Origin of the sequence: Streptomyces lasiicapitis (assembly GCF_014646335.1) — a bacterium.
GTDB classification, from domain to species: Bacteria; Actinomycetota; Actinomycetes; order Streptomycetales; family Streptomycetaceae; genus Streptomyces; species Streptomyces lasiicapitis.
Map to the genome: position 1 here is coordinate 101,246 of NZ_BMNG01000021.1, position 18,206 is coordinate 119,451.

An 18,206-nucleotide genomic window follows, 5' to 3' on the forward strand; every position below is an offset into this window, starting at 1 on the left:
ACAACAGGAAACTACTGAGCGGTAGCTTTTTCCTCGGCAGGCTCCTGCGCCGAGGAGCGGCGGTTCCAGGCGCGCGGCGCCCGCCAGTGGTAGTGCATCGCGAGCAGCCGCAGCACGAACGCGGTGACGATGGCGAACGCCGTCGTGAACCCGTTCAGGGTGTCGAAGCGGATGCACAGGGCGACGATGGTGGCGCCCACGATGGCGGGGACCGCGTACAGATCACGGTCCCAGCGGACCAGGGACGGGACCTCGTTGGCGATGATGTCGCGCAGGACGCCGCCGCCGACCGCCGTGGCCAGGCCCAGGGTGGCGGACGCGGTGAGGCCGAGGCCGTAGTCGTACGCCTTCGTGGTGCCCGTGACGCAGAACAGGCCGAGGCCCGCCGCGTCGAAGACGTTCACCGCGAACTGGGTGCGTTCCACCTGGGGGTGCAGGAAGAAGACGAGGGCGGCGGCCAGGAGCGGGGTGAGGAAGTAGCCGAGGTCGGTGAAGGCGGCCGGGGGGACCGCGCCGATCACCAGGTCGCGGAAGAGGCCGCCGCCGAGGGCGGTGACCTCGGCGAGTACGGCGATGCCGAAGACGTCGAAGTTCTTGCGTACGGCCAGTAGGGCGCCGGAGATCGCGAAGACGAAGATGCCGACGATGTCCAGCGCGTGCTGGACCCCCGGACTGAACAGTTCCTGAAGCACGCACCATTGTCCCCCGAAGGGGGGCCGTTCCTCGTACCTCCGGGTTGGCCCTCGTGGGGCGCCCCAGGCCCGCCCCTTTCCCGTAACCAGGGGCTGCCGCCCCTGGACCCCGCCTGTCGGCGCTCCGTGCCTCGTCCTCACACGCCGGACGGGCTGAAAGTGCAAGTTGGGGCGGGTGGGTGGGGAAAAGCCCGTCCGGCGATTGAGGACGAGGCCGGAGGCCGATCGGCGGTGCGGCGGCCTCCGGCGCGATGAACGCCTCAGTCAGTCGTACCCGAAGATTCCTTCTTCGGCTCGGCGGGCTTCTCCTCCGCAGCGGACTCCTCCGCAGCCTCGTCCGCCGCAGTGCTCACCGACACCACGTCAATCGCCTCCCTCGCCACCTGCAGGAGCTTCGTGTCCTCGGGGGCTTGGTCGGGGGCGTTCTCGGGGTGGTGGCAGGCGACCTGGTGGGCGGTGTCGAGGGCGAGGAGCGGGGGCTCCTTGACCGCGCAGATCTGCGTCGCCTTCCAGCAGCGGGTGTGGAAGCGGCACCCGCTGGGCGGGTCGATCGGCGAGGGCACGTCGCCGCGCAGCAGGATGCGGTCGCTCTTGACCCCGCGCCGCTTGGGATCCGGCACCGGCACCGCCGAGAGCAGCGCCTTGGTGTACGGGTGCATCGGCTTGGTGTACAGGTCCTTGCGGTCCGCGAGCTCGACGATCTTGCCGAGGTACATCACCGCGATGCGGTCGGACACGTGCCGGATGACCGACAGGTCGTGCGCGATGATCACGTAGGTGAGACCGAGCTCGTCCTGGAGGTCGTCCAGGAGGTTGACCACCTGGGCCTGGATCGACACGTCGAGCGCGGAGACCGGCTCGTCCGCGACCACCAGCTTCGGCTTCAGGGCCAACGCCCGCGCGATGCCGATGCGCTGGCGCTGGCCGCCGGAGAACTCGTGCGGGTAGCGGTTGTAGTGCTCGGGGTTGAGGCCGACGCGCTCCAGCATCTCCTGGACGGTCTTCCTGATGCCGCCCTCGGGACGTACGCCCTGCAGCTTGAAGGGCGCGCCCACGATCGTGCCGATGGTGTGCCGGGGGTTCAGCGACGAGTACGGGTCCTGGAAGATCATCTGGACGTCGCGGCGCAGCGGCCGCATCTTCGCCGTGCCCAGGTGCGTGATGTCCACGCCCTCGAACTCCACGCGCCCGCCGGTCGGTTCGAGCAGCCGGGTGATGAGCCGGCCCATCGTCGACTTGCCGCAGCCGGACTCGCCGACGACGCCGAGCGTCTCACCGGAGCGTACGTCGAAGCTCAGCCCGTCGACGGCCTGGACGGCCGCGACCTGCCGCTGGAGCAGCCCCTTCTTGATGGGGAAGTGCTTCACCAGTCCTTCGACCTTGAGCAGCACCTCCCGCTCGGCGTCCGGGGCGTCTTTCGCCTGCGAGGGGATGGTCATGTCCTGGTCCTTCACAGCTTCGGCGCAATCTCTTCGGTCCAGATCTTGGTGCGCTCCTCGCGCGACATGTGGCAGGCCGAGTAGTGCCCGGAGCCGACCAGGGTCAGCTCGGGGCGCTCGCTGCGCGTGATCTGGTCCTTGGGCACGTCGGCGTACGGGCAGCGCGGGTTGAAGGCGCAGCCGCTCGGCAGGTTGATGAGGCTGGGCGGGGAGCCCTTGACCGGCACGAGGCGCTCGGTCTCCTCGCGGTCGATGCGGGGCATCGAGCCGAGCAGGCCCCAGGTGTAGGGGTGCTGGGGCTCGTAGAAGACCTGCTGCGCGGAGCCGCGCTCGACGCACCGGCCGCCGTACATCACGAGCAGGTCGTCGGCCATCTCGGCCACCACGCCCAGGTCGTGGGTGATCATGATGACCGCGGAGCCGAACTCCTTCTGCAGATCGCGGATCAGGTCCAGGATCTGCGCCTGGACCGTCACGTCGAGCGCCGTCGTGGGCTCGTCCGCGATCAGCAGCTCCGGGTTGTTGACGAGCGCCATCGCGATCATCGCACGCTGGCGCATGCCGCCGGAGAACTCGTGCGGGTAGGCGTCGACGCGCTTGTCCGGCTGCGGGATGCCCACCCGGTCGAGCATGTCGATGGCCCGCTTGCGGGCGACCTTCTTGTCGACGTTGTTGTGGACCCGGTACGCCTCGGTGATCTGCTTGCCGATGGTGTAGTACGGGTGCAGCGCCGACAGCGGGTCCTGGAAGATCATCGCCATCTCGCGGCCGCGGAGCTTGCGCACCTGGTCCGCGGGGGCGCCGAGGAGCTCGGTGCCGTTCAGCCAGATCTCGCCGGAGAGCTGGGCCTTGCGGCGGCCGTACTGCCCGGCCGTGTGCAGGCCGAGGATGCCGAGCGAGGTGACGGACTTGCCGGATCCCGACTCGCCGACGATGCCGAGGGTGCGGCCCTTCTCCAGCGTGAAGCTGAGCCCGTCGACGGACTTCACGACGCCGTCGTCGGTCGGGAAGTGCACCTTGAGGTCGCGCACCTCGAGGAAGGCGGTGGGAGCGGGCGATCCGGAGACCACCTCACCGACGGCCGAGCCGGACTTCGACACGACGGGCTCCGCGCCGCCCTCGGGCGCCGCTCCGCTCTTGGACAGTTCGGTCATCCCAGCCTCACTCGCGGGTCGATGACGGCGTACAGAAGGTCCACGACGAGGTTGGCGATGGCGATCGCGAGGGCCGCGCACAGGGTGACGCCAAGGATCACGGGCAGGTCCTTGCTGCTGATGGCCCTGACCGCTTCGAGGCCGAGGCCAGGAAGGTTGAAGGTGGACTCGGTGAGCACGGCGCCGCCCATGAGCACGCCGAGGTCGAGTCCGAAGACGGTGAGGATCGGTGTCATCGCGGAACGCAGCGCGTGTCTGCGGATGACGGCCGACTCGTTGAGGCCCTTGGACCGGGCGGTACGGATGTAGTCCTCGCCGAGGATCTCCAGCATGGTCGCGCGGGTGAGCCGGGCGTACATGGCGGCGTTGAGGAAGGCGAGCACGATCCACGGCAGGATCAGCGTCTGGAACCAGACGTCGATCGAGTCGTCCGTACTGAGACTGTCGGCGATCTTCACCCAGCCGAGGTTGTGGACGAAGACGCCCATCGCGATCATGCCGGTGAAGAAGACGGGCAGCGAGACGCCGCCGAGGGCGGTGGTCATCGCGGCGCGGTCCCAGACGCTGCCCCGCTTGAGCGCGGAGACGACACCGGTGGCGACACCGCCGGCGAGCCACAGCACACAGGCGCCGAGGGCGAGCGCGCCGGTGACGGGCAGGGCGTCCTTGAGGGTTTCCCAGACGGGCGCCTCGGTGCGGAAGGAGTATCCGAAGCAGGGCGCCGGGCAGTGCGTGACGTCACTGCCGTTGGCGTAGTCGCGCCCCATCGGGATGCCCTTGACGAAGTCCCAGAACTGGACGAGCAGGGGATCGTCGAGACCCAGTTTGGTCCGGATGCCTTCGAGCTGCTCGGCTCCGGACGCCTTGCCGGCGAAGAGGACTGCGATGTCCTGTCCCGCCCACTTGGGCAGCATGAAGAAGACGGTGAAGGTCGCGAGCAGTACGACCAGCACCATGATGATTACGGCGATCAGGCGCCGGATGAGATAAGCAAGCACTGTGCGCGGCCCGGCGGGGGCCGAGCCCCCTTGTGGGGGGCCGCGGCCACCGCCCGGGGCCATCACCTGCCCTTCGGACTGGCGGGATTCGGCGGCGGTGTGACGATTGAACTTCGCAGTTCGACTGCGGGTCGCCGCGGCGGACTTGCGCCCGCCGCGGCGGCTTTCCGGCGTTACTTCTTGTCGTTGACGCCGAGCGAGACGTAGTCGTACCGGCCGTTGTACGCGTCGGACATGTACGCGTTCGTCAGCCGCGGGCCGCGCCAGGTGATGTTCTTCTCGTAGAGGAAGGGCATCCAGTCGGCCTGGTCGAGGATCCGCTTGTCGAGCGACTTGTAGATCTCGCCGGCCTTCACCGGGTCGGTCTCCGCGATCGCCTTGTCGAAGAGCCCGTCGATCTTCTTGTCCTTGATCTGGGACTCGTTGTAGTTGCCGGTCTCAGCCAGGAAGCGGCTGTCGAACAGCGGCTGCGCGTAGCCCTGGCCGGACGGGAAGTCCGGGCCCCAGCCGCTCATCTGCATGCTGTAGCCGCGCTTCTTCACCACGGAGGGCGAACCGGTGATGCTGGAGGAGTCCGCGCCGTCGAGGGTCTCGACGGAGAGGTTGATGTTGACCTTCTTCAGCTGCGCCTGCAGCGCCTCGGCCGTGTCCTCCTCGCCCGGGTTGTTGTTACGGGCGGTGATCTTGGCGCTGAATCCGTCGGGCTTGTTGCACTTCTTCAGCTCGTCCTTGGCCTTGGCCGGGTCGGGCTTGCCCTTGCGCTCGATGACGCCGTACGGGTCGTAGTCGCTGTAGCCCGGGATCGCCTTCGGGAAGGTGCTGTTGGCGATGTCACCGGCCGCGAGCTTGCCGCCGCGGGTCTGCTGCAGGGCCGCGAAGTCCGTGCCGTAGAAGACGGCCTTGCGGCAGTGCACGTTGTCGAACGGCTTCGCGGTGTGGATCAGCGCGACGTAGCGCACGAAGGACGTGTGCATGTTGTCGATGCTGCCGCGGTGGTCCTGGATCGCGGTGACGCGGCCGGACTGGGTCATGCCGGTGCCGTTGAGGTCGACGTCGTAGTCGCCGGCCATCAGGCGCTTGTCGTTCTCCTCCAGGTTGGCGGAGATCGTCACGTCGATCTTGTCGGGAAGCGCGGCACGGATCGGGTCCGAGTCCTTCTTCCACTTGTCGTTGCGGACCAGGATGATCTTCTTGCCCGGCTTGTACTGCTGGAACTTGTACGGCCCTGCGGAGAACGGCCGCTGGGTGTACTTGGCCTTGGTGTCCTTGGCCGCCTTCACCGGCGAGCCGGACGGCATGGCCAGGAACTGCTCGAAGTCACCGTTGCGCTTGGGCAGCTTGAAGATGATGGTCTTGTCGTCGGGCGTCTCGATCGCCTTCAGACCGAGCTTGTCCTTGGACGTGTCCTTGTAGGGGCCCTTGTACTCGCCCTTGGGGTCCAGCGCCTTCATCACGTACTGCGGGCCACCGGTGATGGTGTCCGTCGCCCAGATGCGCTCGATGCCGTACTTGACGTCCTTGGAGGTCAGCGGCGAGCCGTCCTCCCAGGTGACACCGTCACGCAGCTTGTACGTGTAGGTCTTGCCGTCGTCCGAGATCTTCGCCGTGGACTCGGCGAGGTCGGGGACCAGCTTGGTGCCGGCCTTGCCCGGCTTGGTGTCGTACGACACCAGCTGCCGGGTGTAGAACCGCATGAAGTCCCAGGACATGCCGTAGTAGGCGCGCTGCGGGTCGGCCGAGTCGAGGTCCTGCTTGCCGACCATGCGCAGGGTGCCGCCGGCCTTCTTCGACGGGTTGGCGACCTTGTTCAGAGCCGCGTTGTAGCCGGCCCCCTTGCCCTTGCCGTCGCCGTCACCGTCGCCGCCGCCGCAAGCGGTGGTGGTCACCAGCGCCGCGACGACGAGGGCCGCACCAGCGGTGAGCCGTCGTTTCGAGGAAACTGTTGGCATTTTGTCGCAAACCTCCGAGATTCGCGGTCCCTGGCCATGAGCTGCCTGAGAACCATGGAAAGAGCCACCTGACAAGCGGCAGGGGCGAGTCAGTTGGGACTGCTAGCGGGTTCCCTTGGGGTCGAGCGCATCGCGCAGACCGTCCCCGAAGAGGTTGAAGGCGAGCACCGTGATGAAGATCGTCACGCCGGGGAAGACCATGAACATCGGGTCGTGCTCGTACGTTTCCAGGGCGTCTCGCAGCATGCCTCCCCAGGAGGCGGTCGGCGGCTTGACGCCGGCGCCGAGGAAGCTCAGGGCGGCTTCGGTGAGGATGTTGGTCGGGATCATCAGCGTCGCGTAGACGGTGATGGGGGCGACCAGGTTGGGCAGCAGCTCCTTGAAGAGGATGTGGCGCCGGCCGCCGCCGAGGCTGCGGGCCGCCTCCACGTATTCGCGCTCTCTGAGCGAGAGCGTCTGGCCGCGGACGATGCGTCCGACGTAGGGCCAGCCGAAGAAGCCGATCACCAGGATCAGGATGGCCACTCGGACGCTGGTGCCCTCGAGACCGAGCAGGTCGTCGGGGAGCACGGAGACCAGGGAGATGATGAAGAGGAGCTGCGGGAAGGACAGCAGCACGTCCATCACGCGGCTGATGAGGGCGTCGATCCAGCCACCGAAGTAGCCCGCGATGATCCCGAAGAGCGTGCCGAGCACGACCGCGACCACGGCGGCGAGGAACGCCACCAGGAGCGAGATGCGGGCGCCGTAGACGATCCGGCTGAAGACGTCACGGCCCTTGTTGGGCTCGACGCCGAACAGGTAGTCGCCGCTCACGCCGCCGAGCGAGCCCGTGGGCAGGTTCGTCAGCGGGTCCAGCTTGTCCTGGTGGAAGTCGTTCGGCGGGTGGCCGAGGACGCTCACGATCAGGGGTGCGAAGACGGCGACCAGGACCAGGACCAGCACGGTGATGCCACCGGCCAGCGCGACCTTGTCCCGCTTCAGCCGGTTCCACGCGATCTGCTTGAGGGACCGCCCCTCGACCTTCTTCACCCCTGCGGCGGCTGCGGGAGCGACGTCCTCAGTGGGTTCCGCGTCCGCAGGTGTGTCATGCAATGGCGCCGTCATCGTGGCAGGGACCCCTCTCAACCGGCGGTGACCGGCCAGCACTTGCCGCTGTAGCGACGTGATCAGTCCGTCGTACACAGGGGCGAAGGCCCCTTGTGAGCGGGAGTCTTCAACGGGGCCGTGATCTGTTACCAGACTTGTCGGGGAATGGATGCGCAACCGTGATGCGGTTCGAGGTGTTCCGTTATCCGGACGACACTGAACGCCGGGCGAACACGGGGCAGTTGGGGTCCAACGCGCCACAGGGGCCCATACCGTCGCTCCAGCCCCGTTAGCGGACATCGCCCACGTCGGCGCTGCTCAGACGGAGTGATGACCGGCGAAATCCAGCCGATGGCCGGGCGATGTCCGGATCGGTGCGGTGGGGTTTGCGGGGGTCTGCGTCAGTACGGCGCGGGATAGCCGTATCCGCCCGCGGCGGGGGCCGGGGCCGCCGCCGCGTCGCGGTCGTAGAACGGCCGGGCGTTGGCGCGCAGCCACATCGCCACCGGGTCGTGCGGGTCGGCCATCGCGACGGTCGAGACCGGCAGGCCCTCGGGAACGGCGCCGATGGACTGCTGCATCATCGTGCGGACCGTGTCGACCGAGCCGGGCGAGGTGTCGTACACGTCCAGGCCGATGGCCAGGTACGGGGCGCCGAGGGCGGGCTGCACCCAGGCCCTGCGGAGCGAGCGGACCGCCGGGGTGCGGTGGGCGTTCTGGGTCAAAAGGGCGTAGAACTGCGGGAGTTCGATGGCCGGCTCGGTGAGCCGCAGCGGGCCCGCGGGCTGCTGGTCGAGGCCGTTCGCGAGACGGCGCAGGTCCAGCCAGGGGATGCCGACGCCGCCGCCCGGGGCGTGCGGGTTGAGCCACAGGCCGTAGTGGTCGGGGTACAGGGCGCGGGCCGCGTCGGCGCCGGTGATCACTTCGTACCCGCGGTTCCAGCCGCTGGCCGAGAGCTCCTGGGCGGAGGTCACGCACGGGGCGTAGCCGAGGCCCTCGACCTCCATGTTGCCGTACTGCGCGTCGGGCGAGCCCGCCTGGCCGTGCCACAGCAGCATCCAGACGCGGCCGTCGGCGAGGGCGTGCAGGAGCGCCTCGTACGCGTCATAGCGCCCGGGCGTCACCTGGCGCAGCATGTGCTCGACCTGTCCCGCCGCGGCCGTGCCCGACGCACTCACCCGTAACCGCCCCTTTGCGACGCACTCTGCGTGCCCGATGGATCCGATGGACCCGATGGACCCGATGGACCTGACCTACCCGACCTGCCCGCACGGCCGTGTCGACCGAGTCGGGTCCCCAGCTTACTTCTGGCGGGGGCGCCTTGATCGGGGCTCGCACCCCGAATGCGTGCGGGTTGCGAAGGCGCCGTCACCGGGCTGTGAAGAACGGGCGGACCCGGTCCCTGAGCCAGTCCGCCACCGGGTCCTGGGCCACGTCCAGGAGGACCAGGTTGACCGGCCAGGGGACGGGGAACTGGGTGAGCGCCCGGCCCAGTGCCTGCATGGGGGCGTCCCGCGCGTCGCCCTCCCAGGAGGTGAGTTCGACGCCCACGAAGAGGGACGGGTCGTCGGTCTCCACCGCGGCCAGGCAGCGGCGTGCGCTCAGCACCACGCCCGCCGCCTCGAACTCACGGGACGCGGCGGACAGGAAGTCCACCGGGTCCTCCTTCCAGTCCGGCTCGAACAGCCGCACCCTGCCCCCGCTCGCGGGGCCGTCCAGCTCGGTGCGGCCCGTGCGGCACAGCGCGGCGACCGCCGGGGGCGGCAGGGGGACGGCCACCGTGCCCTCGGGGTTCAGCGCGATGCCGAGCTGCGGGGGCAGGCCGCGGGCGAACTCCGCCGCCGGGGCCACCGTGCAGTTCATCCGGCCGCCTGTGACCTGGTGGAACTGCTGCTCGGAGGTGAAGACGGGGACGTACGCCTGTCCGTCGATCTCCAGCGTCGGCAGGTCCAGGGTCGTGCTGTCGGGGCCGCCGCCTGCGGGGAGCGGGATCCAGATGTGGCTTCGGCCCAGTGTTTCCACGATGCGGGCGCCTGTCGCGTCGGAGGGTGGTGCGCCCAGTGAGGCCGCGAGCACCTGCTCCAGTTCGTTGGCCGGCCATCCCCCGTCGGGATGCGCGTGCGCCGGGAACTCCGCCGGAAAGTCCATCTGTCCCTACCCCTGCTCTGCCCTGCGTGTCTCGTTCCGGGTCGCGTGTGTGTCGCACGCTTCCGGGGGCCGACCCTAGCGTCGTGCGGGGCGGTGGCCTTCGCGGGGCGCCCCAGGCCCGCCCCTTCCCGAACCAGGGGGCTCCGCCCCCCTGGAACCCCCTTGTCGCCGCTTCGCGGCTCGTCCTCAAACGCCGGACGGGCTTTCCAGTCCTACTCCGGTCCGAATCCGACCTCCCCCAGCGCCCCCGCCGCCTCCCGGTCGAGCAGCACCGCCGAACCGCAGCCCCTCGGCAGCTCCCCCCGCTCCGCCGAGCTCACCAAGCGGCCCACCGTCCTGCGGTGGCGGGCGAAGGCGTAGTGCGACACCCCGCGGCCGCGGGACCGCTGGCCGGCCAGGGCCGTCTCGATCGGTACGTCGAGCAGGAGCAGGTGCAGCGTGGCGCCCCGGCGGGCGGCCGCGCGGGCCAGCCAGCGGCGGACCCACGGCTGGGTGCCGCAGTCGTGGACGACCACGCCGGCGCCGGAGCGCAGGGCCCTGCGCAGGCCCGCGTAGTGCGCGACGCGGACCAGGGGGCGGTAGAGCGCGTACGGAAGCAGCCGGGGCATGCGGGCCGCCCAGCGGTCGCGGGTGTCCTGGGAGTCCACCCGCGGGCCCGCCACCGCGCGCCGCATCAGCGTGGACTTGCCGCTGCCGGGCAGCCCGGAGACGACCACGACGTCGCCGGGGGCGAAGACCAGGCGCCGCGGCCCGCGCCCCGCCCGCTCCCTGAGGTCCCGCACGACGGCCCGCGGGAAGTGCCCGAGGCTCTCCCGCGCCGGGGCGCCGGACTGCGGCGGCAGCGCCACACCGGCGCCGTTGCCCGGCGGCACGACCCCGCCGTCGGGCAGCGCCGCACCCCTGACGGGCACATAAGCACCGTTCCTGCGCACCGTGATCGGCCTCCCCATGCTGGTCACGTCACTCACCCCCAGTACCTCTCCGTCGAGTGTAAAGAGCAGGTAATGCCGCACAAGAGCGCCGCGGCCCGGAAAAACCCGCTGCCCGGTCGCGGCTGTTGTGAAGCGGGGGCGCGTGCAATGATGTGCGCGCCAACTCCATACCGGCCGCTTGAATCCGCGCGGGAGAGTTCCCAGCCACGACCATGGTCCTGGGACGCCGAAGGAGCAAGTTCCTCCCTTGAATCTCTCAGGCCCCGTACCGCGCGGGCGAGGCACATCTGAAAAGCGGGCCTTTCCCCGGTCACAGGGGCGGCTCCACCCAAGGTGCAAGTCATGACCCGTCATACGTACGGGACGTGGTGAACCTCTCAGGTTTATGACAGATGGGGAGGGTCGACCTCGCCCGTCATGCCATGCCCGGGAGCCAGTACTGATGAGCCATACCTCACGCCACACCGCCCTCGATGCCCTGCATCGTTCGCTGGGTGCGACGATGACCGACTTCGCGGGCTGGGACATGCCGCTGCGGTACGGCAGCGAGCGCGACGAGCACAACGCGGTCCGCACTCGCGCCGGACTCTTCGACCTCTCCCACATGGGCGAGATCACCGTCACCGGACCGCAGGCCGTGGACCTGCTCAACTTCGCCCTCGTCGGCAACATCGGCTCCGTCGGCGCCGGCCGCGCCCGCTACACCATGATCTGTCAGGCGGACGGCGGGATCCTCGACGACCTGATCGTCTACCGGCTCGGTGAGACGGAGTACATGATCGTCGCCAACGCCGGCAACGCCCAGATCGTGCTTGATGCTGTGACCGAGCGCGCCGCCGGCTTCGACGCCGAGGTCCGCGACGACCGCGACGCGTACGCGCTGATCGCCGTCCAGGGCCCGGAGTCCCCCGGCATCCTGAAGTCCGTCACGGACGCCGACCTCGACGGCCTGAAGTACTACGCGGGTCTGCCCGGCACCGTCGCGGGCGTCCCGGCCCTGATCGCCCGCACGGGCTACACCGGCGAGGACGGCTTCGAGCTCTTCGTGGCCCCCGAGCACGCCGAGAAGCTGTGGCAGGCGCTGACCGAGGCGGGCGCCCCGGCGGGCCTGATCCCCTGCGGCCTGTCCTGCCGCGACACGCTGCGCCTGGAGGCGGGCATGCCGCTGTACGGGCACGAGCTGACGACGGCCCTGACGCCTTTCGACGCCGGTCTGGGACGGGTCGTCAAGTTTGACAAGACGTCCCACGCGGACGACTTCGTGGGCGCGGACGCGCTGCGTGCCGCCGCCGAGCGCGCCGAGGCCGCTCCCCCGCGCAAGCTGGTCGGCCTGATCGCCGAGGGCCGCCGGGTCCCGCGCGCGGGCATGAGCGTGGTCGTCGACGGCCAGGTCGTCGGCGAGGTCACCTCCGGCGCGCCGTCCCCGACCCTCGGCAAGCCGATCGCGATGGCGTACGTCGACGCGGCGCACGCGGCCCCCGGCACGGCGGGCGTGGGCGTGGACATCCGCGGCACGCACGAGCCGTACGAAGTCGTCGCGCTGCCGTTCTACAAGCGACAGAAGTAGCGTCGGGAGCGCCACCGGACCTCCGCCGGATGCCCGGTGGCTGTCCGCCGGAACGATTCGGCGGCGCGACCAGGAACAACGCTCGTCTCAGTCCTCAAGACCATGTGCATCAGCACCTGCCCGCGTACAGGAGAATTCAGGCCATGAGCAACCCCCAGCAGCTGCGTTACAGCAAGGAGCACGAGTGGCTGTCGGCCACCGAGGACGGTGTGGCGACGGTCGGTATCACCGAGTACGCGGCCAACGCGCTCGGTGACGTCGTCTACGCCGACCTGCCGGCCGCAGGCACCACGGTCACCGCGGGCGAGACCTGCGGTGAGCTGGAGTCGACCAAGTCGGTCAGCGACCTGTACTCGCCGATCACCGGTGAGGTCGTCGAGGCCAACCAGGACGTCGTCGACGACCCGTCCCTGGTGAACTCGGCCCCCTTCACGGGCGGCTGGCTGTTCAAGGTGCGCGTCGCGGAGGAGCCGGGCGACCTGCTCTCCGCCGACGAGTACACCGCGTTCGCAGGCAGCTGACCACGGCGTAAGGACTGATCTTCCGATGTCGCTTATGAACACCCCTCTCCACGAGCTCGACCCGGACGTCGCCGCCGCCGTCGACGCCGAGCTCCACCGCCAGCAGTCCACCCTCGAAATGATCGCCTCGGAGAACTTCGCTCCGGTCGCCGTCATGGAGGCCCAGGGCACCGTCCTCACCAACAAGTACGCCGAGGGCTACCCCGGCCGCCGCTACTACGGCGGCTGTGAGCACGTGGACGTGACCGAGCAGATCGCGATCGACCGGGTCAAGGACCTGTTCGGCGCCGAGTACGCCAACGTCCAGCCGCACTCCGGCGCCTCCGCCAACCAGGCCGCCCTCTTCGCGATCGCCCAGCCCGGCGACACGATCCTCGGCCTGGACCTGGCGCACGGCGGGCACCTCACCCACGGCATGCGCCTGAACTTCTCCGGCAAGCAGTTCAACGTGGTCGCCTACCACGTGGACGAGGCCGGTCTGGTCGACATGGCCGAGGTCGAGCGCCTGGCCAAGGAGAACAGCCCGAAGGTGATCATCGCGGGCTGGTCCGCCTACCCGCGCCAGCTGGACTTCGCGGAGTTCCGCCGGATCGCCGACGAGGTCGGCGCGAAGCTGTGGGTCGACATGGCGCACTTCGCCGGGCTCGTCGCCGCAGGGCTGCACCCGAACCCGGTGCCGTACGCGGACGTGGTCACCTCCACCACGCACAAGACCCTCGGCGGTCCGCGCGGCGGCATCATCCTGGCCCGCAACAAGGACTTCGCGAAGAAGCTGAACTCGGCGGTCTTCCCCGGCTTCCAGGGCGGCCCCCTCGAGCACGTGATCGCGGCCAAGGCGGTCTCCTTCAAGGTCGCGGCGACCGAGGAGTTCAAGGAGCGACAGCAGCGCACCCTGGACGGCGCCCGCATCCTGGCCGAGCGCCTGGTGCAGGACGACGCGAAGGCCGTCGGCGTCGACGTCCTGTCCGGCGGCACGGACGTGCACCTGGTCCTCGTCGACCTGCGCAACAGCGAGCTCGACGGCCAGCAGGCCGAGGACCGCCTCCACGAGGTCGGCATCACGGTCAACCGCAACGCCATCCCGAACGACCCGCGCCCGCCGATGGTCACCTCGGGCCTGCGCATCGGCACCCCGGCCCTCGCCACGCGCGGCTTCGACGCCGACGACTTCCGCGAGGTCGCCGACGTCATCGCCGAGGCCCTCAAGCCCGGCTTCGACGCCGAGTCCCTCAAGGCCCGCGTGTCCGCTCTGGCCGCGAAGCACCCGCTGTACCCCGGCCTGAAGTAGTTTCGTACGCTTTCGTTGGTACGGACTTCCGGGGCACCGCGCACACTGGACATGAGGACAGTGCGCGCGGTGCCCCGCACCACGTGCCCCACCAGCAGTCCCAGCAGCACCACCAGCAGTCCCGCAAGCCCGCGTAGCACCGACCGGCCCGCGCAGCACCGCCCTCGCTCGACCGGCAGACAACGGCGTCTACCACCCCATCATTGGAGTTCTCCCGTGGCCATCTCGGTCTTCGACCTGTTCTCGATCGGCATCGGCCCGTCCAGCTCCCACACGGTCGGCCCGATGCGCGCGGCCCGCATGTTCGCGCGCCGCCTCAAGAACGAGGGCCTGCTGGCCCACACCGTCTCGATACGCGCGGAGCTGTACGGCTCCCTGGGAGCCACCGGCCACGGCCACGGCACCCCCAAGGCCGTCCTGCTCGGCCTGGAGGGCGAGTCCCCGCGCACGGTGAACGTGGAGTCCGCCGACGACCGCGTCGAGGAGATCAAGTCCTCCGGCCGCCTGAACGTCCTCGGCATGCACGACATCGCCTTCGCCTTCGACGACGACCTGGTCCTGCACCGCCGCAAGGCCCTGCCGTACCACGCCAACGGCATGACGATCTTCGCGTACGACACCGACGGCGCCCTCGTCCTGGAGAAGACGTACTACTCGGTGGGCGGCGGGTTCGTGGTGGACGAGGACGCAGTTGCCGGGGAGAACCCGATCGTCCCCGACGACACCGTCCTGAAGCACCCCTTCCGCACCGGCGACGAGCTCCTTCGCCTGTCCTCCGAGACCGGCCTGTCCATCTCCGCGCTGATGCTGGAGAACGAGAAGGCCTGGCGCACCGAGGAGGAGATCCGCGAGGGCCTCCTCGACATCTGGCGCGTCATGCAGGCCTGCGTCTCGCGCGGCATGGCCCGCGAGGGCATCCTGCCCGGCGGCCTCAAGGTGCGCCGCCGCGCCGCGAACTCCGCGCGGCAGCTGCGCGCCGAGGGCGACCCGCAGGCCCGGGCGATGGAGTGGATCACGCTCTACGCGATGGCCGTGAACGAGGAGAACGCCGCCGGCGGCCGCGTGGTCACCGCGCCGACTAACGGCGCAGCGGGCATCATCCCGGCCGTCCTGCACTACTACATGAACTTCGTGCCCGGCGGCTCCTCCCAAGAAGAAAAGGATGAGGGCGTCGTCCGCTTCCTGCTCGCCGCGGGCGCCATCGGCATGCTCTTCAAGGAGAACGCCTCCATCTCCGGCGCCGAGGTCGGCTGCCAGGGCGAGGTCGGCTCCGCCTGCTCGATGGCCGCGGGCGCCCTCGCCGAGGTCCTCGGCGGCTCCCCCGAGCAGGTGGAGAACGCCGCCGAGATCGGCATGGAACACAACCTCGGCCTCACCTGCGACCCGGTCGGCGGCCTCGTACAGATCCCCTGCATCGAGCGCAACGGCATGGCCGCCGTGAAGGCCGTGACCGCCGCGAAGATGGCGATGCGCGGCGACGGCAGCCACAAGGTGTCCCTCGACAAGGTCATCAAGACCATGAAGGAGACCGGCGCCGACATGAGCGTCAAGTACAAGGAGACGGCGCGCGGCGGGCTCGCCGTGAACATCATCGAGTGCTGAGCCAGGCCGCGCGCCGCCCTCTCGCATGGCGCCTAGTTGTGCGCGATCAGTGACTCCACCAGTCCGGCGCGGGTGTTGGGATAGTCCATCGGTACGATCCCGAGCCCGCGCCAGCCGCGTCCCTCCGCGCTCTCCAGGAGGGTGTGCGTCCTCGGGTTGAGGTCGTCGGAGTTCCAGCGCGGCGGGATCGCGGCCGCGGTGCTCACGAAGTTGATGTACTGCTTGCCGGGCTGGCTCGCGGCCTTCCTGAAGTGGGCCTCGATCTTGGGGTACTTGGCGGCGGGCGCGGCGTTGTAGTCGTCCTGGATGTCGAAGAGGCCGCCGTCGCCCCAGCGGATGCCGCCGGGCAACCCGCCGTTGTCGGCGATGAGGACGACCTTTCCGCGTACGTCGCCGAGGCGCGGCCAGGCGCCGCCGATGTGGAAGAGGGAACGCCAGCCGCGCCGGTCCAGGTAGTCGTCGAAGATGGCCCGGAACGCGGCGTCGTTCTCCTCCGAGTACTCCTGCTTGACCCGCATCAGCACGGTTTCGCTCGGCTGCCCGCGCAGGAAGTCCCGGCAGGCACCCAGCACGTCGTCGAAGTTCAGATTCTGGTAGAACGCGCCGTGGTGGATGGTGAAGGACCCCTCGAACGCACGGCACCGGATGTCCAGGAACCGTATGCCGGAGGCGAGTTGCTGACTGATCGTGGTGTTCTGGCACTCCACCCACCACCCGCCGAAGCGGGCGCCGGAGTCGTGCGTTCCGGGAATCGTCAGACGCTGCAACGCAGTTGAGGCGTCGATGCCCGCCATCCAGTCCTGCGTACCAAGAGCGCGGCGGGTGGCTCGGGCGGGCGGGGCGAGGAGGGCGGCGGAGGCCGTCGCTGCGGCGGCGGAGCCGAGGAAGGCGCGGCGGGTCAGGGGCATGTGGGGGTCCCGTATCCGTGAGGTGTCCGTGAGTGGGAAGTGGCGCACGCGCGTGCCCGTACTCCATACACGTACGGAGGCAAGGAACGCCAGTACGAGGGTGGAACCAGCCCCTGACGGGGAACGGTCAAGTAGCGGTCAACTTTTGACCGTTCACCCACCAGGCTCGAACCGTTCACCGACTCACCGATCACGCGCCGAGTACTCAGGCCACCCCACGGGCCAGGCGCCGGGCGCACTCCCCCCCCCACCGCTGGAGGCCACCCATGCTGCGCGGCATAGACGTCAGCTCCTACCAGTCGTCCTTCTCCACCGACGGACTCTCCTTCGTCATCATCAAGGCCACGGAAGGCCGCTCGTACATCAACCCCCGCCTCACCGCCCAGACCAAACTCGCCCGCGACGGCGGCTGCGTCGTCGGCTTCTACCACTTCCTGTGGCCGGGCAACATCACGGCCCAGGCCGAGTACTTCGTGAGCAAGGCGCCGGAGAAGGCCGGGGACTTACTGGCGGTGGACTGGGAGCACACCGGCGACGGCACGGCGGCGACCAACGCCGAGAAGGACCGTTTCATCCGCGAGATGAAACGCCTGCGGCCCAGCCATAGGGTGATGCTCTACTGCAATCGCGACTTTTGGCTCAACCGGGACACAACGTCCTACGCGGGCGACGGCCTCTGGATCGCCGACTACGTGACCGCGGGCAAGCCCCGCATCCAGGCCAAGTGGCGCATCCACCAGTACACGTCGACGCCGCTCGACAAGAACGTCGCGGACTTCGCGAGCGAGGACGCGATGCGGGACTGGGCCACGCCGTAGCCCGGTCCCGCACCCGCACCCGCGCCGACCGCCCCGCGCGCACGCCGACCGCGCGCAGGCACTACGGCCGCACGACGATCTTGCCGATGTGGGTGTTCGTCTCCATCAGGCGGTGGGCGTCCGGCATGTGGGCGAGGCCTTCGAAGACCTTGGCTATCCGGGGGCGCAGGGTGCCGTCCCTCAGGCCCGAGTTGAGGTAGGCGGCGGCGCGGCGGCGGCCGTCCTCGGTGTCGGTGACTATGGCGTTGTTGTAGCCGTGGACGGTTACGGGCCAGGTCATCGGGATGGTGGTGGGGCGGCCGTCGAGCCAGCCGTAGAGGATGTATGTGGCGTCCTGGGCCGCGGCCTCGCCGAGGGTCTGGAAGGCGGGGCCGCCGATCGCGTCCAGGATGATGTCGGCGCCTCGGCCTTCGGTGAGGCGCTTTGTTTCCTTCGGGATGTCTTCTGTGTCGGTGACTATTACGTGTTCCGCGCCCAGGTCGAGGAGTTGTTGACGCTTGTCCTCGGTGCGGGTGGTCGCGATGGGGGTCGCGCCTGCTCGGCGTACGACCTGGAGGGCCGCCGTGCCCACCCCGCTGGACGCGCCCGTGATCAGGACGTGGTCGCCGGGGCGCATGCCCGCGCGCAGGTGGAGGGCGCCGTACGCGGTGGTGTAGGTGAGCCAGACGGCGGCCGCCGTGACCGCGTCGACGTCGGCGGGGCGGCGGGCCACCGCGTGCTGCGGCAGCACGACGCGGTCCGCGTACACGCCTTGGGCGCTGAGTTCGAGGTTGCCGGTGGTCAGCACGGTGTCGCCGGGTGCGAACGCCGTCACGCCCTCGCCCACCGCCTCGATCACGCCCGCGGCCTCGTAGCCGTTGCGGGATGCGGGCAGGGTGGCCGGGTAGTAGTAGGTGCCCGCGCGGAAGAGCGCGTCGGCGCGGTTGAGGCCGAGGGCCTCGACCTTGATGAGGACTTCGCCGGGTGCCGGGGCGGCGAGTTCCAGCTCCCGCACCTTCAGGACCTCGGGTCCGCCGGTCTCGTCAAAAAGCACTGTGTGCGCAGTAGTTGAGGTCATGAGTGTGACGCTATGCGTGGTCCGCGAGACGGGACATGCCTGCT

General features: G+C 69.5%; 16 protein-coding genes and 2 riboswitches. Of the genes, 5 read left to right on the top strand and 11 right to left on the bottom strand.

Annotation, left to right across the window (positions count from 1 at the left end; all coding sequences use genetic code 11):
- Positions 1 to 11: 11 nt before the first annotated feature.
- The 9 genes from IEY91_RS36845 to IEY91_RS36885 form a co-directional block, all read right to left on the bottom strand.
- Positions 12 to 692 (bottom strand): trimeric intracellular cation channel family protein, encoded by a 681-nt coding sequence (locus IEY91_RS36845; protein WP_164320365.1) that lies wholly within the window; start codon positions 690 to 692, stop codon positions 12 to 14.
- Positions 693 to 952: 260 nt separating this feature from the next.
- On the bottom strand, positions 953 to 2,131 hold the full coding sequence (locus IEY91_RS36850; protein WP_164320367.1) for an ABC transporter ATP-binding protein: 1,179 nt from the start codon (positions 2,129 to 2,131) through the stop codon (positions 953 to 955).
- An 11-nt stretch (positions 2,132 to 2,142) separates the two neighbouring features.
- The gene (locus tag IEY91_RS36855) at positions 2,143 to 3,285 is read right to left on the bottom strand and encodes an ABC transporter ATP-binding protein (RefSeq protein WP_229697471.1); all 1,143 of its coding nucleotides are present in this window, start codon (positions 3,283 to 3,285) and stop codon (positions 2,143 to 2,145) included.
- Positions 3,282 to 4,283 (bottom strand): ABC transporter permease, encoded by a 1,002-nt coding sequence (locus tag IEY91_RS36860; RefSeq protein WP_164320369.1) that lies wholly within the window; start codon positions 4,281 to 4,283, stop codon positions 3,282 to 3,284. The genes IEY91_RS36855 and IEY91_RS36860 overlap by 4 nt, the downstream gene beginning before the upstream one ends.
- 173 nt (positions 4,284 to 4,456) lie before the next feature.
- Positions 4,457 to 6,232, bottom strand: coding sequence for an ABC transporter substrate-binding protein (locus tag IEY91_RS36865; protein WP_164320371.1), 1,776 nt, complete (start codon positions 6,230 to 6,232; stop codon positions 4,457 to 4,459).
- 102 nt (positions 6,233 to 6,334) lie between these two features.
- Entirely contained in the window at positions 6,335 to 7,339 is a 1,005-nt protein-coding gene (locus IEY91_RS36870; RefSeq protein WP_164320374.1) for an ABC transporter permease, read from the bottom strand.
- 383 nt (positions 7,340 to 7,722) lie between these two features.
- On the bottom strand, positions 7,723 to 8,499 hold the full coding sequence (locus IEY91_RS36875; protein ID WP_164320376.1) for an enhanced serine sensitivity protein SseB C-terminal domain-containing protein: 777 nt from the start codon (positions 8,497 to 8,499) through the stop codon (positions 7,723 to 7,725).
- 190 nt (positions 8,500 to 8,689) lie between these two features.
- A complete protein-coding gene (locus IEY91_RS36880) occupies positions 8,690 to 9,469 on the bottom strand; it encodes an enhanced serine sensitivity protein SseB (protein WP_164320378.1) in 780 nt (259 codons plus the stop codon).
- Positions 9,470 to 9,681: 212 nt separating this feature from the next.
- Positions 9,682 to 10,419, bottom strand: a complete 738-nt coding sequence (locus IEY91_RS36885; RefSeq protein WP_229697477.1) for an AAA family ATPase — start codon at positions 10,417 to 10,419, stop codon at positions 9,682 to 9,684.
- 161 nt (positions 10,420 to 10,580) lie between these two features.
- Positions 10,581 to 10,682: riboswitch (glycine riboswitch) on the top strand.
- A riboswitch (glycine riboswitch) is annotated at positions 10,683 to 10,803 on the top strand.
- 40 nt (positions 10,804 to 10,843) lie between these two features.
- On the opposite strand from IEY91_RS36885, the gene gcvT reads away from it, so the two are divergent.
- The 4 genes from gcvT (at position 10,844) to IEY91_RS36905 (ending at position 15,379) form a co-directional block, all read left to right on the top strand.
- Positions 10,844 to 11,968, top strand: a complete 1,125-nt coding sequence (gene gcvT, locus IEY91_RS36890) for a glycine cleavage system aminomethyltransferase GcvT (RefSeq protein ID WP_164320381.1) — start codon at positions 10,844 to 10,846, stop codon at positions 11,966 to 11,968.
- Between the two features lie 143 nt (positions 11,969 to 12,111).
- Positions 12,112 to 12,489, top strand: a complete 378-nt coding sequence (gcvH, locus tag IEY91_RS36895; protein ID WP_164320383.1) for a glycine cleavage system protein GcvH — start codon at positions 12,112 to 12,114, stop codon at positions 12,487 to 12,489.
- Positions 12,490 to 12,514: 25 nt separating this feature from the next.
- Positions 12,515 to 13,777 (top strand): serine hydroxymethyltransferase, encoded by a 1,263-nt coding sequence (glyA, locus tag IEY91_RS36900; RefSeq protein ID WP_164320385.1) that lies wholly within the window; start codon positions 12,515 to 12,517, stop codon positions 13,775 to 13,777.
- A gap of 216 nt (positions 13,778 to 13,993) precedes the next feature.
- Positions 13,994 to 15,379, top strand: a complete 1,386-nt coding sequence (locus IEY91_RS36905; RefSeq protein WP_189177259.1) for an L-serine ammonia-lyase — start codon at positions 13,994 to 13,996, stop codon at positions 15,377 to 15,379.
- 32 nt (positions 15,380 to 15,411) lie between these two features.
- Here IEY91_RS36905 and IEY91_RS36910 read toward each other — a convergent pair whose 3' ends face one another.
- Positions 15,412 to 16,287: a phosphatidylinositol-specific phospholipase C gene (locus tag IEY91_RS36910; RefSeq protein WP_189177260.1), complete on the bottom strand. Its 876-nt coding sequence runs from the start codon at positions 16,285 to 16,287 to the stop codon at positions 15,412 to 15,414.
- A gap of 266 nt (positions 16,288 to 16,553) precedes the next feature.
- On the opposite strand from IEY91_RS36910, the gene IEY91_RS36915 reads away from it, so the two are divergent.
- Positions 16,554 to 17,105, top strand: coding sequence for a glycoside hydrolase family 25 protein (locus tag IEY91_RS36915; protein ID WP_189177261.1), 552 nt, complete (start codon positions 16,554 to 16,556; stop codon positions 17,103 to 17,105).
- Positions 17,106 to 17,166: 61 nt separating this feature from the next.
- Here the strand turns inward: IEY91_RS36915 and IEY91_RS36920 are convergent, their stop codons facing one another.
- Positions 17,167 to 18,162, bottom strand: coding sequence for a zinc-dependent alcohol dehydrogenase family protein (locus IEY91_RS36920; protein ID WP_189177262.1), 996 nt, complete (start codon positions 18,160 to 18,162; stop codon positions 17,167 to 17,169).
- Positions 18,163 to 18,206: the final 44 nt, after the last annotated feature.